Here is a 26,116-nt window from a genome sequence, read left to right as displayed (position 1 = left end):
ACTACTTCGACCGCTGCATCGCCGGCTTCTCGCTCTTCTGCCGTGCTGCCGACAGATTGTGCGCCGTGTTGACCAGCGCGATGTGGGTCAGCGCCTGCGGGAAATTGCCGGTTTGGCGGCGGGCGACGGAATCGTATTCCTCGGCGAGCAGCCCGACGTCATTGGCGACGCCGACCACGCGATCGAACAATTCCTGCGCCTTGTCGAGATCACCCGACAGCACATAGGCATCGGCGAGCCAGAGGCTGCAGGCCAGGAACGCGCCTTCGAGCGGCGGCTGTCCCGGAGGCAGCTCGCGCGGATCGTGCCGCAGCACGAAACCGTCGCGCATCAGGCATCTCTCGACGGCGGCGATGGTGCCGCAGATGCGCGGGTCCGACGCCGGCAGGAAGCCGACGGCCGGCAGCAGCAGCACGCTGGCATCGAGCAGCTTCGTGCCGTAGGATTCGACGAAGGCGCCCACCTCCGCGTCAAAGCCCCTGGTGCAGACGTCGCGGTGGATCGCATCGCGCAAGGTGCGCCAGTGCAGGAGCGGCGCCTTGAAGCCGAAGGTCTCGGCGCTCTTGATGCCGCGGTCGAAGGCGACCCAGGTCATCACCTTGGAGAACACGTAGTGCCTGGGCTGGCCGCGCCGCTCCCAGATGCCGTGATCGGGTTGGTCCCAGACCTCGGCGAGATGATTGAGCACGGCGCATTCCAGCGCCCAACTCTCGTCGTCGAGCTTGAGTTTGGCCATGCGCGATTGATGGAAGGCGTCGATCAGTTCGCCGTAGACGTCGAGCTGGAGCTGGGCGTGGGCGGCATTGCCGACCCGCACTGGCAGCGCGCCCTCGTAGCCGGCGAGCCAGGCCGCCTCCCATTCCAGGAGCCGCCGCTGGCCCCAGATGCCGTACATGATCTGCATGTTCGAAGGCGAGCCGGCCGCCGCGCGCAGCAGCCAATTGTGCCAGGCCGAGGCTTCTTCGGTGTAGCCCGAGTTCATCAGCGCCAGCAGCGTGAAGGTGGCATCGCGCAGCCAGCAGAAGCGGTAGTCCCAGTTCCTGCTGCCACCGAGCTTTTCCGGCAAGGACGTGGTGGGTGCCGCGACGATGCCGCCGGTCGGAGCGAAGGTCAGCGCCTTCAGCGTGATCAGCGAGCGCAGGATGAGGTCTTGGTAGTCGCCGTCGCGGGTGCAGTGGCCGCACCAATCGCGCCAGAACGTTTCGGTCTCCTGGAGCGCGACCTCGGGATCGATCGGCGCGGGCGGCTCGATATGCGAGGGGCCGTAGGTCAGCACGAAGGGCACGGTCTGGTCCGCGCCGACCTCGAATTCGGCAATCGTCGTCAGATCCTCGCCGCGGGTGTCGACGGGTGTTCGCAGCACCGTCATGTCCTGGCCGCAGATTGCCAGCAGCGAATGATCCATCCGCCGCACCCAGGGAATGTCGGCGCCGAAGCCAAAGCGGATCACGAGCTCCATCCGCATCTTCACGGTGCCCCCGAGGCCGCGCACCAGCCGCACGATGTCGGACGCCTTGCCGCGCGGCGGCATGAAGTCGATCAGCGCAACCGTGCCGCTGTTCGTCTCGAATCGCGTTTCGAGGATGAGGGTATTATCGTGATAGCGCCGCGAGATGCCGGTCGCGTCCTCGCATGGCGCGATCAGCCAGCGCCCGTTCTTGTGGGTGCCGAGAATGGCGGCGAAGCAGGCGTCGGAATCGAAGGCGGGCCAGCACAGCCAGTCGATCGAGCCGTTGCGCCCGACCAGCGCCGCGGTCTCGCAATCGCCGATCAGCGCATAGTCTTCGATCCTCTGAGACAATGTCGTGCGAGCCTAGCAATGCCCGGCCGTTCAACTCCCGCCGGGCAATGAACGTTCCCGTGTCGCGGCCTTCAAGGCTGCGAGATCGATCTTGGACGCGATCTCGTCGAGCGCGACCGGAAGGCGCTGCCGCCAGTTCGGATGCTCGTCGATCGTGCCGGGGATGTTGGGCTGGTCGATCACGCCCAGCAGATCCTCCAGCGACACCGCAAGCAGCCGCGAGGGCGTGCGCGAGAGGAACGCGAGCACGGAGTACACATCGTTGGCGTTGATGCCGTTCTGGCCCAGAATCTCGTCGAGCCTGCCGAGCGCATCCCAGCGCGCCTGGTCGTTCTCGCCGGGATCGAGCCCGAGCGAGCGCTTCATCCTGAGATCGCTGAAGGAGCGCCAGCCGGCATAGGTCGACAGGTCATGCGTGTTCAGCGTCACCAGCGCATTGGGCCGGTAATGGTCGACATTGCGGAAATGTCCGGCATCGTCGCGCTCGAACATCATGACGAGATAGGACCAGATGCCGAAATCCTGCATCATCTCGCGGAAACCTTCCGGCACGGTGCCGAGGTCCTCGCCGATCACGATGCATTTATGGGCCGCGCTCTCGCGCGCCACGGCAGCCAATAGCGCCTCGAACGGCATCTGCACATAGGCGCCGTTGTCGGGCTTGAAGCCGCGCGGCACGAGATAAAGCCGTTTCAGGCCGAGCACGTGATCGAGCCTGATGGCGCCGGCATGACGCATCGAGGCCGCGAGCATGTCGGCGAAGGGAACGAAGGACTGCGCTTCCAGCCCACCGGCGTTGAAGCCGGCAAGGCCCCAATCCTGGCCGATGGTATTGAGCACGTCGGGCGGCGCGCCGACCGCGAGATGACGCGAGATCGCCGTCTGCTCGTTCCAGGCATCGAAGCCGTTGGACTGCACGCCGACGGCAACGTCGAGATAGAGCCCGACGCGCATGCCGAGCTGGCTGGCGAGCTCCTTGGCCGCATGCAGCTGGCTGTCGGCCGTCCATTGCACGAATTCGACGAACTCGACCTCGCGCCTGTCGGGACCGTTGCGCAGCTCGGCGAATTTCGCCTCATCCGGCTGCTGCCACTCTTGCGGCCATTCCCACCAGGGCGTGGTGAAGCGATGTCGCAGCACCTCGAAACAGGCAAAGCGGGACAACAGCGGCGCGCGCTCTGCACGGAAGGCATCGAACTGATTGCGACGGACGCCGCTCGCGCTCTTCGTAAAGCTGTCGAAGGCCGCGCGCAGGCCCAGCCATTTCAGCGCCGCCATGTCGGTATAAGGGACGCGATCGCCCTCGCGCAGACGGGCGGCCGTCGCGGCCGCGTCGGGCACGAGGTCGGCCGAGAATTCAGGTATCGCCTCGACGTCGATATAGAGCGGGTTGAGGAACAGCCGACTGTTCGGCGAATAGGGGCTGCAATCGGCCGGATGGTCGTCGAACAGGACATGCAGCGGATTGAGCCCGACGCCGTCGGCCCCGAGCTGCTTGGCGAGCCGGACCAGGCCGGCGAGATCGGTGAAATCGCCGATGCCCCAATTGCGGCCGGAGCGGACGCTGTAGAGCTGCACGGCGAGCAGCCAGCCGCGATCGAAATCGCCGCCGAAGCAGCGTTCGGGCGCCACGATCATCGGCACGTCTTCGCTGGCACCTTCGGCATCGGTCAGCGTCAGGCGGTGATAGCCGAGCGCCAGGCCGGCGGGCCAGGCGATCACGGGCTCGCGCGTCTCGCCTGCCGCGATCACATTGCCGTTGCCGGAAATTTTCCATTGCAGCGGCGGGGCGCCGATCGAGGCTAATTCCGTGCGCGGATGTCCGAGGGCACGCACCACGACCGGCCCGCTGACGAAGCGATAGACCCGCTTCTCCGGCAGGGCGTCGAGGATGGATTTGAGGGCCTCGGGCGCGGTGACCCGCAGCTTGCCGAGGGCATCGATGAATTCGGATTGAACGCCCTTGATCCGGGCTTGAGCTAAAAGATCCATTCGGCACGCAGCTTGCAGGCCATGGTTTGGCCGGGGGCATCGATTTTAACGAGATCACGGAAGAGGTTAGTCAGGGGTAACTCGCAAACTGCGCTTGCCGTTCCCGAGGGAACCAATGACACACAAGCGGCTTTCTATAATGGTACCAAGCGTGGGTTCCCGCCAAGGGAAACGGGCTCCTGCTTTCTTGTCAATGGCATCACCGTGAACAAGACAATTCAAACTGTCGAAAGTGCCGCGGCCGGCAGCGCTTTCCTGATCGAGGACGTTTATCCCGCGATCGACGGCGGCCGTTTCGCCGTGAAGCGGATCGCGGGAGAACGGATCGAGGTCTGGGCCGACATCTACCGCGATGGCGAGGCCGTGATATCAGCCGCGCTGATCTGGCGAGGAGAGCAGGAGCGCGAATGGCGGAGCGAGCCGATGACCCATCACGGCAATGACCGCTGGTCCGGCGCGTTCACGCCCCCCGAGCCCGGCCAATATGTCTACGCGATCGAAGCCTGGACCGACGAGTTCGCCACCTGGTCGCACGCCGTCACGCGAAAACGGCGCACCGGGGCCGATGTCAGCCTCGATGCGATCGAGGGCGCCGGCCTTTTGACCAAGGCGCATGGCGCGCAGCAGGACGCCGCAGCGATCATCATCAGGCAGTGCGAGGACTATTTGAGGAACGGCGACATCACCTCGCTGCTCGCGACCGAGCTCGGCGAAGCCATGGCCGAGAGCCAGTCGCGGCCGGACCTGACGCGCTCGCCATTCTTTCCGCTGACCGCGGACCGCGACAAGGCGCGCTTCAGCGCCTGGTATCAGATGATGCCGCGCAGCCAGGGCGCATGGCCGGGCCGGCATGGCACGCTGCGCGACTGCATCGCGCGCGTTCCCGACATCGCCGCGATGGGCTTTGACGTGCTCTACTTCACGCCGATCCACCCCATCGGCAAGACCAGCCGCAAGGGTCGCAACAACGCGCCGGTGGCCGGTGAAGGCGATCCCGGCTCGCCCTATGCGATCGGCTCGGCCGAGGGCGGCCACGACGCGCTGCATCCGGAGCTCGGCACGATCGAGGACTTCCGCGCGCTGGTCGCCACCTGTCTCGAGTATGGGATCGAGCTTGCGCTGGACTTCGCGGTGCAGTGCTCGCCGGATCATCCCTGGCTGTCGCAGCATCCGGAATGGTTCAAATGGCGGCCCGACCGCTCGGTGAAGGCGGCGGACGGCCCCTATTCCGACATCGTCATCCCCGATTTCAATTCGGTGGATCGCGTCGGGCTTTGGAACGCGTTTCGCGATGCCATGCTGTTCTGGATCGACAAGGGCGTGACCATCTTCGCCATCGACAATCACGACACCGCGCCGCTTGCGTTCTGGGAGTGGCTGATCCGCGACATAAGCCGCCGTCATCCCGCCGTGATCCTGTTCTCCAAGACCTATGCACGGCCAAAGCTGATGAAGGGTCTCGCCAAGCTCGGCTTCGCGCAGTCCTTCACGTACTTTCCCTGGCGCACAGAGAGGTGGGAGCTGCAGCAATATCTCGGCGAGCTGACGCGCTATCCCGAGCGCGATTTCTATCGTCCGCACATGTTCGTCAACACGCCTGACCTGTTGCCCTTTCACCTCCAGAGCGGAGAGGCCTGGGCCTTCAAGTCGCGCGTCGCGCTGGCGGCGACGCTGTCAGGCAATTACGGCATCTACAGCGGATTCGAGCTGCTGGAGCATGACGCCATTCCCGGCCGCGAAGAATATCTGGATTCCGAGAAGTACCAGATCAGGCAGCGCGACTGGGACAGACCCGGCAACATCAAGCCCTACATCGCGGCGCTCAACCGCATCCGCAACGACAACGCGGCGCTTCAGCAGACCGCGAATTTGCGCTTTATCGCCATCGAGGACGGCGAGACCATCGCCTTCGTCAAGGAGGCAGCCGATCCGGCCAACATTGTCGTCGTCGTGATCGCGCTGGCGCGCCATGTCCGTGAATGCTGGCTGCCGCTCGGTGATCTCACCGTTGACGTCGGCGGACGGCGTCACCATGTGACGACACTCGAAAACCTGCTCACCGGCGAACAATCCCGCATCGAATGGGGCGGCATCAAGTTGCGTATCGATCCCGACCGCGATCCGGCACTTCTGTTCCGCTGCCTGGCGTAAGGGGTCACGCCATGAATGTTCTGTCTTCCGTCGATACCAAGAAGGTTGAGGCTGCCGAGGTCGTGGATGAGCTCTGGTACAAGGACGCGATCATCTACCAGCTCCACGTCAAGGCCTTCGCCGACAGCAACAATGACGGCATCGGCGACTTCGCCGGGCTGACCGAGAGGCTGCCCTATCTGCAGGAGCTCGGCGTCACGGCGCTGTGGCTGCTGCCGTTCTATCCCTCGCCCGGCCGCGACGACGGCTATGACATCGGCGATTACGGCGCGGTCAATCCCGATTTCGGGACGATGAAGGACTTCAAGCGCTTCATCCAGGAGGCACAGAAGCGCGGCCTGCGCGTCATCACCGAGCTCGTCGTCAACCACACCTCGGACCAGCACAAATGGTTCAAGCGCGCGCGGCGCAGCCATCCGGGCTCCAGCGCCCGCAACTGGTATGTCTGGAGCGACACCGACCAGAAGTACCAGGGCACGCGCATCATCTTCACCGACACCGAGAAGTCGAACTGGACCTGGGATCCCGAGGCCGGCGCGTTCTATTGGCACCGCTTCTTCTCGCACCAGCCAGACCTCAATTTCGACAATCCGCGCGTGGTCAGCGCCATCATCCAGGTGATGAAGCGCTGGCTCGATGCCGGTGTCGACGGTTTCCGGCTCGATGCGATTCCGTATCTGTGCGAGCGCGAGGGCACCTCGAACGAGAACCTGCCCGAGACCCATGCGATCATCAAGCGGCTGCGCCAGGAGCTGGACGCATATTCCAAGGGCAAGCTGCTGCTGGCCGAGGCCAATCAATGGCCGGAGGACGTGCAGGAATATTTCGGCCGTGGCGACGAATGCCACATGGCCTATCACTTCCCGCTGATGCCGCGCATCTACATGGCGATCGCGCAGGAGGACCGCTTCCCGATCACCGACATCCTGCGCCAGACGCCTGATATCCCGGCGAGCTGCCAATGGGCGCTGTTCCTGCGCAATCACGACGAGCTCACGCTGGAGATGGTTACCGACGTCGAGCGCGACTATCTCTGGACCACCTACGCCAACGATCCCCGCGCGCGCATAAATGTCGGCATCCGCCGCCGCCTTGCGCCGCTGATGGACAACGACCGGCGCAAGATCGAGCTGATGAACTCGCTGCTGCTGTCGTTCCCGGGCACGCCGATCATCTATTACGGCGACGAGATCGGAATGGGCGACAACATCTATCTCGGCGATCGCAACGGCGTGCGCACGCCGATGCAATGGAGCCCGGACCGCAACGGCGGCTTCTCGCGCTGCGACCCAGCCCGGCTCTACGCGCCCCTGATCATGGACCCGGTCTACGGCTATGAATCCGTGAACGTCGAGGCGCAGTCGCGCAGCCTGTCCTCGCTGCTCAGCGCCACCAAGCGGCTGATCTCGGTGCGCAAGTCGACGCTCGCCTTCGGACGCGGCACCATGACCTTCATCCGCCCGGCCAATCGCGCCGTGCTGGCCTATGTCCGGCAATACCGCGACGAGGTGATCCTCTGCGTCGCCAATCTGTCGCGCGCCGCGCAGGCCACCGAGCTCGACCTGTCGCCGTGGAAGGATCGCATTCCGCAGGAAATGCTCGGCCGCACGCGCTTTCCCGCGATCGGCGAATTGCCCTACATGATCACGCTGGGGCCCTACGGCTTCTACTGGTTCCAGCTTCAGGAGCGCGACAAGTCGGAGCCGGTGATTCCGCGCGCAGTGCCGGAATTCGAGACGCTGGTGGTGCCGGTGAATTCGAACTGGGTCTCGCTCGCCCGCGAGCGCGGGGTGTTCGAGCGCGACGTGCTGCCGGGCTTCCTGTCGCGGACGCGCTGGTATCCGGAGCACAATCCCAAGCAGATCAAGGCCACGCTCACCTCAGCGGTACCGTTCAGCGACATCGGCGACAACAGACCCTGGATCGCGTTCTTCGAGACGACGCGGAACGACGTCACCACGCGCTACGTGATGCCGATGCAGATCGAGTGGGTGCGCTTCGACCGCGAACGCTTCAACCCGAAGGCGCTCGCCGCCGTGCGCCAGGGTGCGCGAGAGGGCACGCTGCTCGACGTCGCGACCGAGCAGATCTTCATCGGCCTGTTCCTGCGGGGCCTGTCGCAAAACCTGGTGGTGGAGGAGAACAATCTGCGGCTGGAGTTCAAGGCGACCAGCCGGTTCGCCGACTACACCATCAAGGAGCCCGAACGCATCCGCGCCATCGAGCAATCGAACAGCACCGCGCTGGTCGACAACAAGTACGTCGCCAAGATCTATCGCCGGCTCGAAAGCGGCGTCAGCCCCGAGATCGAGATCGGCCGCTATCTCACCGAGGTCGCTCGCTTCGCCAACACGCCGGCGCTGCTCGGCAGCGTCGAGCTTGTCGACAATAACCAGCGCAGCGCGCTCGGCGTGCTCCATGCCTATGTCGAAAACCAGGGCGACGGCTGGACCGTGACGACTGGGTATCTCGATCGCTATGTCGACGAGCAGCGCCTGGCACCGGCCGATGAGATGCCGCGCGAAACCCAGGAGCAGGCGCCGTATCTGCATTTCATCGCGCAGATCGGCCGGCGGCTCGCCGAGCTGCACGTCGCGCTCGCCGCGGCAAAGCCCGACGATCTCGCGCCCGTGCCGATCGAGCCGGCCCAGATCAGGACCTGGCTCTCCGACCTCAAGGCGCGTGCCGAGCGGGTTCTCGAGCGGCTGGCCGACAGCCGCGACGGGCTGCGGGAGGCGGACCGGCCCCTGATCGACCGGCTCGTCGCCGCACGCCGTAGCCTGTTCGACGGCCTGAATGCGCTCTTGCCATCCGACATCGGCGGGTTGAACATCCGTCATCATGGCGACTTCCGGCTCGGGCAAACTCTGATCGTGAAGGACGATATCTTCATCATCGACTTCGACGGCGATCCGCGTGTGCCGCTGGCCAACAAGCGCCGCAAGGCGCCGGCCGCCCGCGACGTCGCCGGCCTGATCCATTCCATCAACCTTTCCGTGAACGCGGCGCTAGGCCGCGCGCTCACGGGCGCCTCCGACGAGCAGGACCGGCTCGCGGCCGCGCTCGACGAATGGCGCGAGCGCGCCACCGCGACCTTCCTGTCCGCCTACCGCGAAGCCATGACCGACCGGAGGCTGTGGCCGGAGGATCGGTCCTGCGCGGAAGGCCTGTTGAAATTTTTCCTGCTAGATCGAGCGTTCCACGACGTAGAGTACGAGCTGTCCCACCGGCCTGAGGGGCTCCATGCGCCGCTGACCGGACTGCTTCGCATTCTGTCCAGTGCCGAGAGCGAAGCCCATGCCTAAACTGCCTGCCGAAGCCTACGCGATCATCGAGGGCCGCCACTCCGACCCCTTCCACTATCTCGGGCTGCATCCCGAGGGTGGCAAAAGCGTGGTCCGCGCATTCCTGCCCGAGGCCACCAATGTCGAGGCGGTCGGCGACCATGGCGAGGTCGCGCCGCTCGACCGCGTCCACGATTCCGGCCTGTTCATCGGCGCCCTGCCCAACGGCTCGAAGCACTACCAGCTGCGCGCCAAGTTCGGCAGCAACGTCGTCGAGTTCGAGGATGCCTACCGCTTTCCACCGATCCTGACCGATTTCGACCTCTACCTGCTCGGCGAAGGCACCCATCAGCGCCTCTACGACAAGCTCGGCGCGCACCCCTTGCGGCTCGAGGGCGTCGACGGCATCGGCTTCGTCGTGCTGGCGCCGAATGCGCGGCGCGTCTCCGTGGTCGGCGACTTCAACTTCTGGGACGGTCGGCGCCATCCGATGCGGGTGCGCGGCAACGGCTATTGGGAATTGTTCATCCCGCATGCGAAGGCAGGCGATCACTACAAGTTCGAGATCGTCGGACCGCATGGTCATCTGCTGCCGCTGAAATCCGATCCGATGGCATTCGCCAGCGAGTTGCGGCCGAAGACGGCGTCGATCGTGTTCGACGAGGCGCATCTGCCGCGGCCGCGCCCGGCGCCCGAAGGCATCAATGCAATGTCGGCACCGATGTCGATCTACGAGGTTCATCTCGGCTCGTGGCGGCGCAAAGGCAACAATGAATGGCTGACCTATCGCGAGCTTGCCGAGCAGCTGCCGGCCTATGCGCGCGACATGGGCTTCACCCATCTCGAATTCCTGCCCGTGAGCGAGCACCCGTTCGACGGCTCATGGGGCTATCAGCCGACCGGCCTCTATGCGCCGACCAGCCGCTTCGGCAGCCCCGAGGATTTTGCGGCACTGATCGATGCCTGCCACCGCGAAGGCATCGGCGTGCTGCTCGACTGGGTGCCGGGTCACTTCCCGGACGACCCGCACGGGCTCGGCCATTTCGACGGCACCGCGCTCTACGAGCACGCCAACCCGCTGCAGGGCCGCCACCTCGACTGGGGCACGCTGATCTACAACTACGGCCGCACCGAAGTGACGAACTTCCTGGTGTCGAACGCGCTGTTCTGGATGGAGCGTTATGCCATCGACGGCCTGCGCGTCGATGCGGTCGCGTCCATGCTCTATCTCGACTACAGCCGGCCGCCCGGCGCGTGGATCCCGAACCAATATGGCGGCCGCGAGAACATCGAGGCGATCAACTTCCTGCGCCGCTTCAACACGGAGATGTTCGCCCGCTTCCCGCAGGCGACCACGGCCGCGGAGGAATCCACCGCCTGGCCCCAGGTCTCGCGCCCTGTCGAGTTCGGCGGGCTCGGCTTCGGCTACAAATGGAACATGGGCTGGATGCACGACACGCTGAACTACATCAGCAAGGATCCGATTCACCGCAAGCATCATCACGGCGAGATCCTGTTCGGCCTGCACTATGCGTTTTCGGAGAACTTCATCCTGCCGCTGTCGCATGACGAGGTCGTGCACGGCAAGCGCTCCATCCTCGGCCGCATGCCCGGCGACGAGTGGCAGCGCTTTGCCAATTTGCGCGCCTATTACAGCTTCATGTTCGGCCATCCCGGCAAGAAGCTCTTGTTCATGGGCGCGGAGATCGCACAGAGCCGCGAATGGAATCACGACCAGTCGCTCGACTGGCACCTGCTCGAGTACAAGGTCCATTCCGGCGTCCAGGCCCTGATCCGCGACCTTAACCGGCTCTACCGCGCGGTGCCGGCGCTGCACCAGATGGATTGCGAGCAGGCCGGCTTCGAATGGCTGATCACGGACGATGCCAATCGCAACGTATTCGCCTGGCTACGCAAGGGGTTCGACGAGAACGCGCGGTGTATCGTCATCGTCAACTTCTCGCCCAACGTCTACCAGAACTATCGCGTTCGCGTGCCCTTCGGCGGCAAGTGGAAGGAAGTGCTCAACTCCGATTCCGCCCATTATGGCGGCAGCAATGTCGGCAATATCGGCGAAGTCCAGGCCGAGGGCGGCGAGCTCCGCCTCACCATTCCGCCGCTCGCTGCGATCTTCCTCGTTCCGGAAAGCTGATCGATGCGCCTGACCGCTGGATCGCCCGCACGGCTCGGCGCAAGCTGGGACGGACGCGGCACCAATTTCGCGCTGTTCTCCGCCAACGCGCAGAAGGTCGAGCTCTGCCTGTTCGACACCCAAGGCCGCCGCGAGCTCGAGCGCATCGAGCTGCCCGAGAAGACCGAGGACGTCTGGCACGGCTATCTCAACGACGTCTCGCCGGGCCAGCTCTACGGCTATCGCGTGCACGGCCCCTATGAGCCCGAGCACGGCCATCGCTTCAATGCCAACAAGCTGCTGCTCGACCCCTACGCCAAGCGTCTCGCCGGGCGTCTGGTCTGGAGCGATGCGCATTTTGCCTATCGCACCGGAAGCCCGCGCGAGGATCTGTCGTTCGACCGGCGCGACAACGCGCGCGGCATGCCCAAGGCCGTCGTGGTCGACGAGACCTTCAACTGGGGCCGCCGCGAGATCCGGCCGAACATTCCCTGGGAAGACACCATCATCTACGAGGCCCACGTCAAGGGCCTGACCCAGAAGCGCGACGACGTGCCGCCGAACCTGCGCGGCACCTATGGCGGACTGTCCTCGCCCGCGATGATCGAGCACCTTAGGAAGCTCGGCGTCACCACGGTCGAGCTGCTGCCGGTGCACAGCTTCGTCGACGACCGCATCCTCGTGGAAAAGAAGCTCGCCAATTACTGGGGCTACAACACGCTGTCCTTCTTCGCGCCGGAGCCTCGCTACGCCCAGGACAATGCGCTCGATTCCTTCCGCACCACGGTGGCGCGGCTGCACGATGCCGGCATCGAGGTCATGCTCGACGTGGTCTACAACCACACCGCCGAGGGAAATCATCTCGGTCCGACGCTGTGCTATCGCGGCATCGACAACGCCTCCTATTATTGGCTGAACCGCGAGAACCCGCGCTATTACGACGACTTCACCGGCTGCGGCTCCTCGGTGAACCTCACCCATCCGCGCGTGCTGCAGATGGTGATGGATTCCATGCGCTACTGGGTCGAGGTCTGCCACGTCGACGGCTTCCGCTTCGACCTCGCCACCACGCTGGCACGCGGGCCGAACGGTTTTGATCGCGGCAGCTCGTTCTTGACCGCAGTGCGACAGGATCCGGTGCTGGCGACCGTCAAGCTCGTCGCCGAGCCATGGGACCTCGGCCTCGGCGGCTACCAGGTCGGCGCCTTCCCCTCGCAATGGTCGGAATGGAACGATCGCTATCGCAGCGCCATGCGCCGCTACTGGAGCGGCGAAGGCAGCCTGATCGGCGACATCTCCAGCCGCATGACCGCGTCGTCCGACCTGTTCAATCACGACGGGCGGCGGCCGCGCGCCAGCATCAACCACATCACCGTCCACGACGGCTTCACGCTCGCCGATCTCTTCAGCTACAACGAGAAGCACAACGAGGCCAACGGCGAGGACAATCGCGACGGCTCCAACGACAATCACAGCAACAATTGCGGCGTCGAGGGGCCGACCGACGATCCTGATATCATCAGCCTGCGCCGTCAGCTGCGCAAGAACGTGCTGGCCTGCCTGATGCTGGCCCAGGGCGTTCCGCTGATCCTCGCCGGCGACGAGGTCGGCAACTCGCAATCCGGCAACAACAACGCCTATTGCCAGGACAACGAGGTCGGCTGGGTCGGCTGGGACAATCTCGGCAAGGACGGCGACGACATGATCGACTTCGTCGCCCAGCTCGCCGACATCCGTCGCCGTTTCTCGCAGCTGCGCAGCCATCGCTGGCTCGACGGCCGGCCCAAGGACGGCGTCTCCTACGGCGCGTTGTGGCTGACGCCGGCCGGCGACGAGATGACGGAGAGCGACTGGACATTCCCGGATGGGCGGTTTCTCTCCTATGTGATGGGCCCGATGGAACCGGGTGGGGCCGCGATCTTTATCGTACTGAACGCCGCTCCCGAAGAGATCGCATTCAAATTGCCCAAAATGACCGAATACAAGAGCTGGCAGCAGCTCCTGAACACGACCGATGCCAAGCTGAATACGATCGACTTCCTGCCCGGGAGCGACAGCAAGGCGCCGCCGCGATCCGTGCTCGCCTTCGCAGGCGCGCTATGAGGCCATCCTTCGGGGCGAGGCCGACCAAGGACGGCGTGTCGTTCCGGCTGTGGGCACCGGCCGCGCGCCGCGTCGATCTCCTGCTCGACCGCAGGCACGCGATGCAGCGCCGGCAGGACGGCTGGTACGTCGCCGAGATCGCCGGCCTCGCCGCCGGCAGCAAATACAAGTTCAGGATCGACGACGACATCGACGTGCCGGATCCCGCTTCGGCCTTCCAGCCCGAGGACGTGTTCGGCCCGAGCGAGGTGATCGATCACGATAACTTCGCCTGGCGCGCGCGCGATTGGCGCGGCCGTCCCTGGGAAGAGACGGTGCTGGTCGAGACCCATGTCGGCACCTTCACGCCGGAAGGCACCTATCGCGCCATGATCGACAAGCTCGATCATCTCGCCGCGACCGGCATCACGGCGCTGGAATTGATGCCGCTCGCCGATTTCGCGGGACGCCGCGGCTGGGGCTATGACGGCGTGCTGTGGTACGCGCCGGACAGTGCCTATGGCCGGCCCGAAGACCTGAAGACGCTGATCGACGAGGCGCATCTGCGCGGGCTGATGGTGTTCCTCGACGTCGTCTACAATCATTTCGGACCGGAAGGAAATTACCTCGGCCGCTACGCACCGACCTTCTTCACCGATGCGCACACGCCGTGGGGCAGTGCGATCGATTATCGCGTGCCGCAAGTGCGCGCCTTCGCCGTCGAGAACGCGTTGTCCTGGCTCGCCGACTACCGCTTCGACGGCCTCAGGCTCGACGCCGCCAATCACATCATGGCTATCCCGGGCGAGCAGTCCATGCTGCAGGACCTCAGCGTTGCCGCCGGCGAGCTCGCCAAGGCTACGGGACGCCACATCCATCTCGTGCTGGAGAACGGCGACAATCGCGCCAGCCTGCTCGACGCTGCGCAGGAGCCGCCGAACGGCAAATATCGCGGGCAGTGGAACGACGACTATCATCACGTCTGGCACGTGATGCTGACCAGCGAGCATGCCGGTTACTATGGCGACTACCAAACGCCGCGCATGGACCTGGCGCGCGCGCTCGCCTCCGGCTTCGTCTATCAGGGCGAGATCTCGGAGTTCTGGGGCAAGAAGCCGCGCGGCGAGCCGAGCGGCCAGCTGCCGCCGGCCACCTTCGTCAATTTCCTGCAGAACCACGACCAGATCGGCAATCGTCCACTCGGCGAGCGGCTGGAAAGTCTGGCATCGCCAAAGCAGATCGAGGCCGCGCTCGCGGTCACCCTGCTCGCGCCTATGGTGCCGATGCTGTTTCAGGGCGAGGAATGGGGCTCGACGGTCCCCTTCCCGTTCTTCTGCGATTTCCAGGGCGGACTCGCCGATGCCGTGCGCACGGGGCGCAAGCGGGAATATGCCTGGGCGTACGAGAAATACGGCGACGAGGTGCCCGACCCGCTCGATCCGGCAACGCTGCAATCGGCCGTGCTCGACTGGACCGGCCGCACGCCGCAACACGATGCGCGGCTTGGGCTGGTGCGAGAGCTGCTCGGCGTCCGTCGCAAGCAGGTCATGCCGCGGCTGAAAGGCACAAGCTTCGGTGATGCCCAGGCGGCCGACAACGGCCTCCTCACCGCGCATTGGCGCATGGGCGACGGCTCGACATTGCGCCTTGTCGCCAATCTGTCCGATCACGAGATCACCTCCAGCGTCAGCGCGGGCACGCCGATCTGGGGCGGCGGATCCGGCGAGCGGCTCCCGCCCTGGTCGGTGATCTGGCGCCTCGGAGGTTAGGATGCCTCCCGCCATTCCGCTCGCGACCTACCGGCTCCAGCTCACCGCAGATTTCGACTTCGACAAGGCTGCCGCCGTCGTTCCTTACCTCAAGGCGCTTGGCATCACGCATCTCTACGCCTCACCGGTGATGAAGGCCCGCAAGGGCTCGACCCATGGCTACGACACCGTCGACCACGGCCAGTTCAATCCCGAGCTCGGCGGCGAAGCCGGCTTTGCGCGGCTGAGCGAAGCGCTCCAGCAGCACGATCTCGGGCTCATCATCGATTTCGTCCCCAACCATGTCGGCGTGCATTTTGCCGACAATCCGTGGTGGCTCGACGTGCTGGAATGGGGCCAGGCCTCTCCGCACGCCGCCTCCTTCGACATCGACTGGGACCAGCTGGCCTACCGCGCCCGCGGCGGCGTGCTGCTGCCGATCCTCGGCTCGTCCTACGGCGAGGCGCTGGAGCGCGGCGACATCGAGCTGCGCTACGACCCGGACGAAGGAAGCTTCGCGGCGTGGTATTTCGAGCACCGCTTGCCCATCGCGCCGGAGCGCTATGGCGAGATGCTGCGGATGGTCGTCAAGGAGGCGGACGCGGCGGAAACGGAGCCCGGCAAGCGCCTGCTGTCGCTCGCGACCCGTTACACGGGGCTGCGGCGTCCCAATCGCAAGGAAGCTCCCGGCTTCAAGGCCGAGCTCAAGGAGATCGCAGGCGCCGCCGACATCATCAAGCGCGGCCTTGCCGCCTATCGCGCCGGCAAGGACCGCCCGGCACAGACGCTGACGCTGCATCATCTCCTGGAGCGCCAGCACTACAAGCTCGGGCACTGGCGGCTTGCCTCCAGCGACATCAATTATCGCCGCTTCTTCGACGTCAATGGCCTCGCCGGCCTGCGCGTCGAGGACGCGAGCACATTTGCCGCCACGCACCGGCTGGTGAAGCAGCTCATTGCCGACGGCAAATTGCAGGGAATCCGGCTCGATCACATCGATGGCCTGCGCGACCCCGCCCAATATTGCCAGCGATTGCGCCGGCTGGTGCGCGACGCCCAAAGCAACACCGCCCAAGGCAACACAAAGCCGTTCTATACGGTGATCGAAAAAATCCTGTGTGAGCACGAGCGCCTGCCGCATTTCGCCGGTGTCCAGGGCACCACCGGCTACGAGTGGATGAATGTCATCACCCACGTGCTGATCGATCCTAGGGGGCTGGAGGCGCTGGACGAGACCTGGCGGCAGATCAGCAACCGGCCGCCGCGGCTTGTGCCTTACGTCAAGGACGCCAAGCGGCGCGTGCTCGAGACGTTGCTGACCAGCGAATTCACCGTGCTGACCCGCCTGCTCGCGCGCATCGCCAACGGCCATTATTCGACGCGGGACTTCTCGGCCGACAGCCTGCGGCAGGCGCTCGAGCTCTATGTGCTGCATTTCCCGGTCTATCGCACCTATCTGACGCACAGCGGCCCGACGGCAGCGGACCGCAAGCTGATCGACGACACCATCGCGCGCGCCCGCCGGGACTGGTTCGCCGCCGACGACGGCATCTTTGACTTCCTGCGCGATGCCCTGACCATGGACCTGCTCAAGCCCGGCCGTCCGCCGCACAGCGCCCCGCGCGTGCGCCGCTTCGCGCTGAAGGTGCAGCAATTCACGGGGCCGATGATGGCGAAGTCGCTGGAGGACACCGCGTTCTATCAGTTCCACCGCTTGCTGGCGCTGAACGAGGTCGGCGGCGATCCCTCAAGCACCGGCCTCAGCATTCCCGCCTTCCACCAGGCCATGCAGGTCCGCGGCAGGGAATGGCCGCAAGGCATGACGGCAACCGCCACCCACGACACCAAGCGCGGCGAGGATGCGCGCACGCGCATCGCGGCGCTCAGCGAGATCCCCGGTGAATGGACCAGCGCGGTGGCGCGCTGGAAGGTGCTGAACGCACCGCATCTCACGCTCCACGGCAATTTCCGCGCGCCGTCGGCAACGTTCGAATACATGCTCTACCAGACCCTGCTCGGCGTCTGGCCGATTGAGGCGCCGGCCGATGCCGCCTTTGTCGAGCGCATCCAGGCCTATGCCCTCAAGGCTGCGCGCGAGGGCAAGGAGGAGACGAGCTGGCTCAACCCGCATGAAGCCTATGAGGACGGCATCCGCGACTTCATCGCCAAGATCCTCGACGCCGACCGGTCCGCGGAATTCCTTCAGGCGTTGCAGACGCTGGCTCGCCGCATCGCGCTGCTCGGCACGTTGAACTCGCTGAGCCAGCTCACGCTCAAGGCGACGCTGCCGGGCGTGCCGGACTTCTATCAAGGCACCGAATTCTGGGACCTGTCGCTGGTCGATCCCGACAACCGCCGTCCGGTCGATTTCGCCGCGCGCCATGCGGCGCTGACATCATTGGAAGCGCCGGATTGGAGCGGCCTCATCGAGAACTGGCCGGACGGCAAGCTCAAGCTGGCCTGGACGCGGCATCTGCTCAAGCTGCGCAACGAGCTGGGCGACGTCTTCGCGCAGGGCGACTACCAGCCGCTGGAGGTACGAGGCGCCCATGCCGACCATGTCGTCGCCTTCGCGCGCCGTCATGGCCGCGCCGCCGCGATCGTCGTGGCTGGGCGTCATTTCGCCCCCTTCACCCAAGCGGGCCGGGAATGGCCCGCACCGGAAGGTATCGACGCCACCATCGACATCACGGGCTATACCGTGCCGGGCCTTGCGGGCAACGACTTGCCGCTCGCGCAGGCCTTTCGCGACTATCCTGCCTCGGTCATCGCGGCCCGAACCGCGAATGCCGTCGGAGCGCCGCGACAACGCGTGCGCGCCTGAGGTCACTTCCCCCCATCTTTGGTCAGCAGCAATTGGCCGCGCTTCCTGATCGTCGCCTGCGCCATCTCGGCAAAGCGCTGCAACAGCCAGGGCAGCACCACCTCGACCCGGACCTGATCGTCGGCGACATCGACCTGCCCGGTCGCGACCTGGCCGAGCGCGCGGATGCGGAAATTCATGGTGTCGCCGCTCCAGCGTTCCTCCTCGACCTGCATCACGGGAATGCTTGCTGCGGCGCGGCCAAGCCCAGTCTTCAGCCGGCGCACCGCCTCCTCACGGCCGAGACGATGCGGAATTGAGACGACGAGCGGTGCTGACATGGTCCTGCCTCTTCTGACTAACTCCACATAATCATGTCAGGTCGACCAACAAAGGTTCCATGCAAGTTGATCCCCCGTCCGTGTTTCAAAGCCGGAACTTTACAACCTGCGGCAAGTTGCCCCCGCACAACGGGACAGGTTGCAACGACCCTTTGAACAAAGGGCTGGAGGAGATTCGCATGTCAATCGGCACGATCATTCTGATCATTTTGATCATCGCCCTGCTCGGCGGCTTCAGCGGCATCGGCGGCGGGCCGTTCTACGGCACCGGCTATTACGGCGGCGGCGGCCTCGGGCTTGTCATCGTCATTCTGCTGATCCTTCTGCTGATGGGTAGGATCTAGATGCAGACTTGGTAGGGTGGGCAAAGGCGCGGCGCGCCGTGCCCACCTCATCGCTCGAACGAAAGCAGGTGGTGGGCACGCTTCGCTTTGCCCACCCTACGGCACCCGCCTTCGTCGCAACAGCGACGACCTACTTCACCTTCCCTGCCAGCTTCTTCATCGCCGCCTTGATCGATGCGGCGGCATCGTCATAACCCTCCCACGCCTTCGATCGCGCCAGCAGGGCCGGCACGGTGCGTAGCGTGTATCGCTTGGGATCGAGATCGCTCTTCACCTGCGCCCAGGTCAGCGGCATCGAGACCGTGGCCCCGGCGCGGGCTCGCGGCGACAACGGGGCCACCGCCGTCGACATGCGGTCGTTGCGCAGATAATCCAGGAAGATCTTTCCCTTGCGCAGCTTCTTCGACATGTTGAGCAGATAGCGTTCGGGATCATCGTCCGCCATCCACTGGCAGACGCCTTGCGCAAAGGCCTTGGCCTCCTTCCAGCTCACCTTGTCGCGCGCGCCATGAAGCAGTGGCACCACGACGTGCAGGCCCTTGCCGCCCGTGGTCTTGCAGAAGCTGTCCATGCCGATGTCGGCGAGCCGCTGCCGCATCTCCTTGGCCGCCTCGACGACGTCGGCGAAGTCGACGTCGGGCGCGGGATCGAGGTCGAACACCAGCCGGCCCGGGGTGTCATAGGCATAGGGCGCGCAGTTCCACGGATGCAGCTCGACGCCGCCGATCTGCGCCACCGCGGCGAGCCCTTCGATCCGGTCGATCTGAAGATAGGGCTTGCGGTCGCCGGAGACCCGCGCGAGCTCCAGAAGGTTCGACGTCCCCTGCATCGCATGGCGCTGGAAGAAGCACTCGCCCTTGATGCCGTCGGGCGCACGGATCAGCGAGCATGGCCGGCCCTTGAGATGCGCGATCATCCATTCGCCGACGGCTTCGAGATAGCGGGCAAGGTCCAGCTTGGTGACGGCGCCACCATCGCCGTCGTCCGGCCAGAGCTCCTTGTCCGGCTTGGAGATGACGACGCCCATGACCTCGGCATTTTGAGCGGTCTGCTTCGCTCGTCCGCCCGCCTTCGTGCGCGCCGCCTTCCTGGCCCGGGGCTCGGCGAGCTCGGTATCGACGGGCGTCTCGGCCTGGACTTCCTCGGCCGGCTTGTCCTGCCGCAAGCCCTTGAACGCCGCCTGACGAATATTGCCGTCGGCGGTGAAGCCCGCGAACTCGATCTCGGCGACGAGCTCCGGCTTCAGCCAGTGCACGTCCCGCGTCTTCTTCGGCGCGTTCTTGCCGCCGAATGGGCTCTCCTTGACCTCCATGGCCTTGAGAGACGGCATGAGGCGCTTGACCTTGTCCGCGCCAAAGCCGGTGCCGACCATGCCGACGAAGGCGAGATGATCGCCGCGCTGCACGCCTGCCATCAGCGAGCGGAATTTGCCGTTGGTGGTCTTGTAGCCGCCGATCACCACCTCATGGCCGGCGCGGCATTTCGACTTGACCCAGCTCTCGGTGCGCCCCGAGCGATAGGGCGCGTTCAGCTTCTTCGACACCACGCCTTCGAGCTCGAGCTTGCAGGCCGATTGCAGCACGGCATCGCCGCCGCTCTCGAAATGCTCGACATAGCGGAGCTGGCTCGATTTCCGCTTGCGCTGGCCGAGCAGCTGCTTCAGCCGGGCCTTGCGTTCGCTGAGCGGCAGGCGGCGGCAATCCTCGTTCTCCGCGAACAGCAGATCGAAGGCAAAGAAAATCAGGTCGTCGGTCTTGCCGTCGGACAGGGCCGCTTGCAGCGAGGAGAAGTTCGGCGCACCGTTATGGTCGAGCGCGACGATCTCGCCGTCGATCATCACGTCCGGCAGCGCGGCCGCCTCCTCGGCGATGGAGGCGAACTTGCTCGTCCAGTCGAGACCCTTGCGGGTCTTCAGCGTCGCCTCGCCGTCCTCGACCCGGAGCTGAACGCGATAGCCGTCGAACTTGATCTCGTGGCACCAGCCCTCGTCTCCGGGCGGCCGCTCGACCAGCGTGCAGAGCTGCGGCGCAACGAAATCCGGCATCTCCGACACCTTCTTGGCGCTCGTCGCGGTCGTGGCACTTGTCTTCGCCGCTTTGCCGGCCTTCAACGCGGTGCGCGGCGCCGGCTTCACCGTGCGTCCTTTCGTCTCCTCGGCACGATTGGACTGCCAGACTGCGTCGGCCTTGCCCTTGGTGGCCTTGGCCAGCATGAACGGCTTCGGCGCGCGGCCCTTGCCCGCGGCGATCTGCTCCATGGTGCGGCCGGAGGCGACAGACTTGTCCTGCTCGAGAATGTCGTTGTCCGCACCTTCGCGAGCATCTTCGTCACGATGCTTGATCAGGAGCCAGTTGGTCCGCTTCTCGCCGCCGCGGTTGCGCATCCGCACCAGGACCCAGCTACCCTGCAGCTTGTCGCCGTGGAGCGTGAACTTCAGATCGCCCTTCTTGAAGCCGGCTTCCGGATCGTCCGAGTCCCAGGTGCCGCGGTCCCACAGCATCACGGTGCCGCCGCCGTATTGGCCTTCCGGAATCGTGCCTTCGAAATCGCCATAATCGAGCGGATGGTCCTCGACCTCGACCGCGAGCCGCTTGTCATGGGGATCGAGCGAGGGCCCCTTCGTCACCGCCCAGGACTTGAACACGCCGTCGAATTCGAGCCTGAGATCGTAATGCAGCCGGCTCGCATCATGCTTCTGGATCACGAAGCGCCGCTGTTTCGATGGCGCCACGGCGGACTTGCCCGATGGCTCCGGCGTTTTCTCGAAGTCTCGCTTCTGTCGGTAAGTGGAAAGTTTTTGCAGCACGACCGGTCCCGCTTCTCGTTCGGCACTCAAAGCCTATCACGGCGAAAGTCCCGCCCGGAACCAAAACCCGATGGGACGGTTGGGGTTCCAAAACGCCTTGAAAACGCTGGAGAATGGAATGGCCCCGCGCGCCTATTGGAAGGGAACGTTGAAGCTGTCGTTGGTCAGTTGCCCGGTCGTGCTTTATCCGGCAACCACCGCGGCCGAGAAGACGCGGTTTCACCTGATCAACCGCGAGACCGGGAACCGGCTCAAGCAGCAGATGATCGATTCCGAGACCGGTGACGTCGTCGAGAGCGACCAGAAGGGCCGCGGCTACGAGCTGCGCAAGGGCAAGTACGTCGAGATCGAGCCGGAGGAGCTCGAGGCGGTCCAGATCGAGAGCAACCATACCATCGACATCGAGAGCTTCGTGCCGCGCGAGGAGATCGATCAGCGCTTTCTCAACCATCCCTATTTCATCGCGCCCGACGGCAAGGCGGCGGCCGATGCGTTCGCGGTGATCCGCGACGCGATGAAGGACCAGGAACGCGTCGCGCTCGCCAAGATCGTTCTGACCAACCGCGAGCACGTCATGGCGATCGAGCCGCTCGGCAAGGGCCTGCTCGGCACCACGCTGCGCTTCCCTTACGAGCTGCGCGAGGAGGACCAGTTCTTCGACGACATCAAGAGCCCGAAGATCACCAAGGACATGGTCGAGCTCGCCGGCCACATCCTGCAGACCAAGGCGGCGCATTTCGACCCCAGCAAGTTCAAGGACGAATACGAGGACGCGCTGAAGGCCTTGGTGAAGCGCAAGGCCAGCGGCAAGAAGATCGAGCTGCCCGAGCCCGAGGAGCGGCCGAGCAACGTCGTCAGCCTGATGGACGCACTGAAGCAGAGCCTGAAGGGCGGCAAGAAGACGGCGGCGAAGTCGCATGCGCGCCGCGCGACGGGGCGGCGGCACGCTCCGAAGAAGGCGCACCGGTCGACGGCGCGGCACAGGAAGGCGGGCTAGTTTACACCGGCGTCATTGCGAGGAGCCCTTGCGACGAAGCAATCCAGACCGCCTCCGCGGCGGGACTCTGGATTGCTTCGCTGCGCTCGCAATGACGATGTGGAGAGAGATATCGTAGGGTGGGCAAAGCGAAGCGTGCCCACCACCTTTATCGAAATCGAGAGAATGGTGGGCACGGCGCGTTGCGCCTTTGCCCACCCTACGGGGTCTGTGGAACGCTAATCCCCCGCCTTCAGCCGATACCCGATCCCGGTTTCCGTCAGCACGTATTGCGGCCGCTCCGGATCGGCTTCGATCTTCTGGCGGAGCTGGCGGACATAGACGCGCAGATATTGCGCGTCGGTCAGTTCGTCCCAGAGCTCTTTCAGCAGGAAGCGGTGGGTGAGCACCTTGCCGGCGTGCTGCACCAGCACGCGCAGGAGATCATATTCCTTCGGCGAGAGTTTCACCTCGCGCTCGCCGACCTTGACGATGCGGCGGACGAGATCGACCGAGAGATCGCCGGTGCGGAAAACCGGACGCTCGCCCTTGACCTGAAGCTGGTGGCGCAACGCGGCGCGCAGGCGCGCCAGGAGCTCCTCCATCCCGAACGGCTTGGTCAGATAATCGTCGGCGCCGAGATCGAGCGCCTGGACCTTGCCGGCTTCGTCGCCGCGGCTCGACAGCACCACGATCGGCACCCCTTCGTTGCGGGCGCGGATGGTGCGGAGCAGCTCATGGCCCTGAACGTCGGGCAGTCCGAGATCGAGGATGATCAGCGCCGGCTCCTCGTCGAGCTTCTCCAGCGCCGTCTTGCCGTTCGGCGCTTCCAGGATGTCATAGCCCTGCGTTGTCAGCCCCATCCGCAGCAATTTGCGGATCGGCGGCTCGTCGTCGATGACCAGGACCTTGATCGGAGCGGCGCTCATGCGGCGGTATCCAATGCGTGGTTCTCTGCCGGAACCGGCAGGCGAACGGTGAGCACCGCGCCGCTTCGCTCGCTGCGATTGGCAGCGGAGATCGTGCCGCGCATCGCTTCAACGAAGCCGCGGGAGATGGCAAGCCCGAGCCCGGTGCCGGGACGGACGTGATCGCCCTTCTGCACGCGATAGAACTTGTCGAACACGCTCTCGAGCTCGTCCGCCGGAATGCCAGCACCCTCGTCGGCGATCTCGAGCACGACATGAGCACCGTCGCGCCGGCCGTGGATCGAGATCGTGGTGTCGGGTGGCGCGTACTTGGCGGCGTTGTCGAGCAGATTGAACAGCACCTGCTCGAACAGCACGGCATCGAGCTGGAGCATCGGCAGATCGGCGGCCAGCGCCAGCTCGACCTTGTGGGCGGTCAGGATCTTGCTCGCGCGCCGTAGCGCGCTGCCCACGATTTCGCCGAGATCGTGCAGCGCCGTGTTGGGCACGATGGCGCCGGATTCGAGCTTGGTCATGTCGAGCAGATTGGCGATGAAGCGGTTGAGCCGCTCGGATTCGTCGATCACGGTGGCGAGCAGGTCACGCTTCTCGGTGTCGGAGAGCGCACCGGCGAGATCGCGCATGGTCGAGGCTGCGCCCAACACCGAGGCCAGCGGCGTCTTCAGATCGTGCGAGATCGAGGTCAACAGTGCCGAGCGCAGCCGCTCGGATTCGACGGTGCGCTTGACGCGGTCCATGTCCTCGACCAGCAGCACGCGCTCGATCGCGAGCGCGCCCTGGTCGACCAGCGCATCGAGCAGCCGGCGCTGGTCCGGCGTCAGCAGCGGGCCGGTGCGGTCGTTGTCGATGCCGATCACGCCGATCGGGCCGCGCCCGGTGCGCATCGGCAGGAACAGCCGTTTTGCGCCGGGCAAGGTGTCCGAGCCGCGGCCGGCGGGGCGATCGTTGCTCCAGGCCCAATTGGCGGCAGCGAGATCGGCTTGGTCGAGCTCGTCCTCGGGCGGATAGCCTGATTTCACCGTGAGCAGGCCTTCATCCGGCAACAACAGCACCACGCGGACCTTGAGCATCAATGCGGTCTGGTAGGCGCTCGCCCACAAGACGTCGTCGAGCGTGGCGGTGCCGGCGAGCTTGCGGCTGAAGGCATAGAGCTGCTCGGTCATCCTGATCCGGCCGATCGCGGTGTCGGCCTGGATGCGCACGCGCGCCGCCACATTGGAGACGATCATCGCCACCACCAGGAACAGCACGAAGGCGGCGACATTGGTCGGGTCGGTGATCGTGAAAGTGTAGATCGGCGGCAGGAAGAAGAAATTGTAGGACAGCGAGGCCGCTACGGTCGCCAGCAGCGACGGCCACAGGCCATAGCGCACGGCCACCGCGACCACCGCGGTCAGCAGCACCAGGTCGACGTTCTCGATGCCGAAATAAGGTTGGATCAACTTGGCCGCGCCGAGACCCACGAGCACGATCCCAAGCGCCTTGAGATAAGGCAAGGGATCGAACGGCTCGGATCGTGCGGCGGTCTGCACCGCCATCTTGGGCGCGGCCTCGCCGGGCAGCTCGTCACCGGCGATGACATGAACGGTGATGTTGCCGGCACGGCGCACCAAATCGTGCACGACGGAGCCGCGCGTCATCTCGAACCAGCGCGAGCGCGTCGACTTGCCGATCACGATCTGGGTGACGTTGTTGCCTTGCGCGAAATTGACGACGTCGTCGGCGATGCGGCGGCCGACGGCGGGAATGGTCAGCGCCTCGCCGCCGAGCGATTCCGCGAGCCGCAGCGTATCGGCCAGGCGATCCCGCTCCTCGTCGGACAATTGCAGCGATCGCCGCGTCTCGATCGAGATCGCGGTGAACGGCGCATGGAGCCGGTCGGCCAGCCGCTTGGTGTAGCGCACGAGGCCGGCCGCGCGCGGATCCTCGCTGACGCAGACCAGGATGCGTTCGCCCGCGGCCCAGGGCCCGGGAATCGCATTCGCCTGCATGTGGTTGAGCAGCTGCTCGTCGACCCGCTCGGCGGTGCGCCGCAGTGCGAGCTCACGCAGCGCCGTGAGGTTGCCCGGCGAGAAATAATGCTCCAGCGCCCGCTCGGCCTGCTTGGGCACATAGACCTTGCCCTCCTTCAGCCGCTGGATCAGGTCGTCTGGCGTGAGGTCGATCAGCTCGATCGCATCGGCACGGTCGAACACCGAATCCGGCACGGTTTCGCGCACCCTGACATGGGTGATCTGGGCAACGACGTCGTTCAGGCTCTCGATGTGCTGGATGTTGACGGCGGTGTAGACGTCGATGCCGTGCGAGAGCAGCTCCTCGACGTCGAGATAGCGCTTGGGGTGGCGGCAAAGAGGCGCATTGGTGTGGGCGAGCTCGTCGACCAGCGCAATCTGCGGCCGCCGCGCGATCACCGCGTCGAGGTCCATCTCCTCGACGATCTGGCCGCGGTAGTCCAGCCGTTTGCGCGGCACCACTTCGAGGCCGCGCACCAGCGCCTCGGTCTCGGCGCGGCCATGGGTCTCGACGAAGCCGACCACGACATCGATGCCGGCCTTGCGCTTGGCATGGGCGCTTTGCAGCATCTCGTAGGTCTTGCCGACGCCGGGAGCGGCGCCGACGAAGATCTTCAGCCTGCCGCTCGCGCTCTCCTCCCGGCGCGCCGCTTCCAGCAGGGCCTCCGGGGACGGACGTTGTTCGGGATCGCGGCGCTCTCGGACCATCTTGCCAG

At 65.3% G+C, this 26,116-nt stretch carries 14 protein-coding genes; 8 read left to right on the top strand and 6 right to left on the bottom strand.

Annotation, left to right across the window (positions count from 1 at the left end; translation table 11 throughout):
* Position 1: 1 nt before the first annotated feature.
* The gene (locus DCG74_RS13360; RefSeq protein ID WP_172786881.1) at positions 2-1,801 is read right to left on the bottom strand and encodes a glycoside hydrolase family 15 protein; all 1,800 of its coding nucleotides are present in this window, start codon (positions 1,799-1,801) and stop codon (positions 2-4) included.
* 30 nt (positions 1,802-1,831) lie between these two features.
* Entirely contained in the window at positions 1,832-3,793 is a 1,962-nt protein-coding gene (gene malQ, locus DCG74_RS13355) for a 4-alpha-glucanotransferase (protein WP_172786882.1), read from the bottom strand.
* A 204-nt stretch (positions 3,794-3,997) separates the two neighbouring features.
* Here malQ and DCG74_RS13350 point away from each other — a divergent pair, with 204 nt between their 5' ends.
* From DCG74_RS13350 to treY, 6 genes are read left to right on the top strand one after another with little or no spacing between them, the layout of a single operon-like run.
* Positions 3,998-5,944 (top strand): maltotransferase domain-containing protein, encoded by a 1,947-nt coding sequence (locus DCG74_RS13350; RefSeq protein ID WP_172786883.1) that lies wholly within the window; start codon positions 3,998-4,000, stop codon positions 5,942-5,944.
* Between the two features lie 11 nt (positions 5,945-5,955).
* Positions 5,956-9,249 (top strand): maltose alpha-D-glucosyltransferase, encoded by a 3,294-nt coding sequence (treS, locus tag DCG74_RS13345; RefSeq protein ID WP_172786884.1) that lies wholly within the window; start codon positions 5,956-5,958, stop codon positions 9,247-9,249.
* Positions 9,242-11,380 carry a 1,4-alpha-glucan branching protein GlgB gene (gene glgB / locus DCG74_RS13340; RefSeq protein WP_172786885.1) on the top strand — a complete coding sequence of 713 codons (2,139 nt, stop codon included), beginning with the start codon at positions 9,242-9,244 and terminating at the stop codon, positions 11,378-11,380. Before treS ends, glgB begins: the two co-directional genes overlap by 8 nt.
* 3 nt (positions 11,381-11,383) lie before the next feature.
* Positions 11,384-13,462 (top strand): glycogen debranching protein GlgX, encoded by a 2,079-nt coding sequence (gene glgX / locus DCG74_RS13335; RefSeq protein WP_172786886.1) that lies wholly within the window; start codon positions 11,384-11,386, stop codon positions 13,460-13,462.
* Positions 13,459-15,210: a malto-oligosyltrehalose trehalohydrolase gene (gene treZ, locus DCG74_RS13330; RefSeq protein ID WP_172786887.1), complete on the top strand. Its 1,752-nt coding sequence runs from the start codon at positions 13,459-13,461 to the stop codon at positions 15,208-15,210. Before glgX ends, treZ begins: the two co-directional genes overlap by 4 nt.
* A 1-nt stretch (position 15,211) precedes the next feature.
* Positions 15,212-18,013: a malto-oligosyltrehalose synthase gene (treY, locus tag DCG74_RS13325; protein WP_172786888.1), complete on the top strand. Its 2,802-nt coding sequence runs from the start codon at positions 15,212-15,214 to the stop codon at positions 18,011-18,013.
* Positions 18,014-18,015: 2 nt separating this feature from the next.
* On the opposite strand, the gene DCG74_RS13320 is transcribed toward treY, so the two are convergent.
* On the bottom strand, positions 18,016-18,333 hold the full coding sequence (locus DCG74_RS13320) for a polyhydroxyalkanoic acid system family protein (RefSeq protein ID WP_172786889.1): 318 nt from the start codon (positions 18,331-18,333) through the stop codon (positions 18,016-18,018).
* 179 nt (positions 18,334-18,512) lie between these two features.
* On the opposite strand from DCG74_RS13320, the gene DCG74_RS13315 reads away from it, so the two are divergent.
* Complete coding sequence (locus DCG74_RS13315; protein WP_008560028.1) at positions 18,513-18,677, top strand: DUF3309 family protein; 165 nt, start codon at positions 18,513-18,515, stop codon at positions 18,675-18,677.
* A gap of 130 nt (positions 18,678-18,807) precedes the next feature.
* On the opposite strand, the gene ligD is transcribed toward DCG74_RS13315, so the two are convergent.
* The gene (gene ligD / locus DCG74_RS13310; RefSeq protein WP_172786890.1) at positions 18,808-21,483 is read right to left on the bottom strand and encodes a DNA ligase D; all 2,676 of its coding nucleotides are present in this window, start codon (positions 21,481-21,483) and stop codon (positions 18,808-18,810) included.
* A 118-nt stretch (positions 21,484-21,601) separates the two neighbouring features.
* On the opposite strand from ligD, the gene DCG74_RS13305 reads away from it, so the two are divergent.
* Positions 21,602-22,480, top strand: coding sequence for a Ku protein (locus DCG74_RS13305; protein ID WP_172786891.1), 879 nt, complete (start codon positions 21,602-21,604; stop codon positions 22,478-22,480).
* A gap of 218 nt (positions 22,481-22,698) precedes the next feature.
* Here the strand turns inward: DCG74_RS13305 and DCG74_RS13300 are convergent, their stop codons facing one another.
* Both DCG74_RS13300 and DCG74_RS13295 read right to left on the bottom strand, forming a co-directional pair.
* Positions 22,699-23,388 carry a response regulator transcription factor gene (locus DCG74_RS13300; RefSeq protein ID WP_172786892.1) on the bottom strand — a complete coding sequence of 230 codons (690 nt, stop codon included), beginning with the start codon at positions 23,386-23,388 and terminating at the stop codon, positions 22,699-22,701.
* Positions 23,385-26,108: a sensor histidine kinase KdpD gene (locus tag DCG74_RS13295; protein WP_172786893.1), complete on the bottom strand. Its 2,724-nt coding sequence runs from the start codon at positions 26,106-26,108 to the stop codon at positions 23,385-23,387. Before DCG74_RS13295 ends, DCG74_RS13300 begins: the two co-directional genes overlap by 4 nt.
* Positions 26,109-26,116 lie beyond the last annotated feature (8 nt).

The sequence above is a fragment of the Bradyrhizobium sp. WBAH42 genome (assembly GCF_024585265.1).
GTDB lineage: Bacteria > Pseudomonadota > Alphaproteobacteria > Rhizobiales > Xanthobacteraceae > Bradyrhizobium.
The sequence above is the reverse complement of the archived record's forward strand: the minus strand, read 5'-3'. Positions and strand labels throughout refer to the sequence as shown.

Coding starts and splice junctions, on each gene's coding strand:
- malQ (WP_172786882.1), bottom strand. CDS start 3,793: ATGGATCTTTTAGCTCAAGCCCGGATCAAGGGCGTTCAATCCGAATTC.
- treS (WP_172786884.1), top strand. CDS start 5,956: ATGAATGTTCTGTCTTCCGTCGATACCAAGAAGGTTGAGGCTGCCGAG.
- glgB (WP_172786885.1), top strand. CDS start 9,242: ATGCCTAAACTGCCTGCCGAAGCCTACGCGATCATCGAGGGCCGCCAC.
- glgX (WP_172786886.1), top strand. CDS start 11,384: ATGCGCCTGACCGCTGGATCGCCCGCACGGCTCGGCGCAAGCTGGGAC.
- treZ (WP_172786887.1), top strand. CDS start 13,459: ATGAGGCCATCCTTCGGGGCGAGGCCGACCAAGGACGGCGTGTCGTTC.
- treY (WP_172786888.1), top strand. CDS start 15,212: ATGCCTCCCGCCATTCCGCTCGCGACCTACCGGCTCCAGCTCACCGCA.
- DCG74_RS13320 (WP_172786889.1), bottom strand. CDS start 18,333: ATGTCAGCACCGCTCGTCGTCTCAATTCCGCATCGTCTCGGCCGTGAG.
- DCG74_RS13315 (WP_008560028.1), top strand. CDS start 18,513: ATGTCAATCGGCACGATCATTCTGATCATTTTGATCATCGCCCTGCTC.
- DCG74_RS13305 (WP_172786891.1), top strand. CDS start 21,602: ATGGCCCCGCGCGCCTATTGGAAGGGAACGTTGAAGCTGTCGTTGGTC.
- DCG74_RS13300 (WP_172786892.1), bottom strand. CDS start 23,388: ATGAGCGCCGCTCCGATCAAGGTCCTGGTCATCGACGACGAGCCGCCG.
- DCG74_RS13295 (WP_172786893.1), bottom strand. CDS start 26,108: ATGGTCCGAGAGCGCCGCGATCCCGAACAACGTCCGTCCCCGGAGGCC.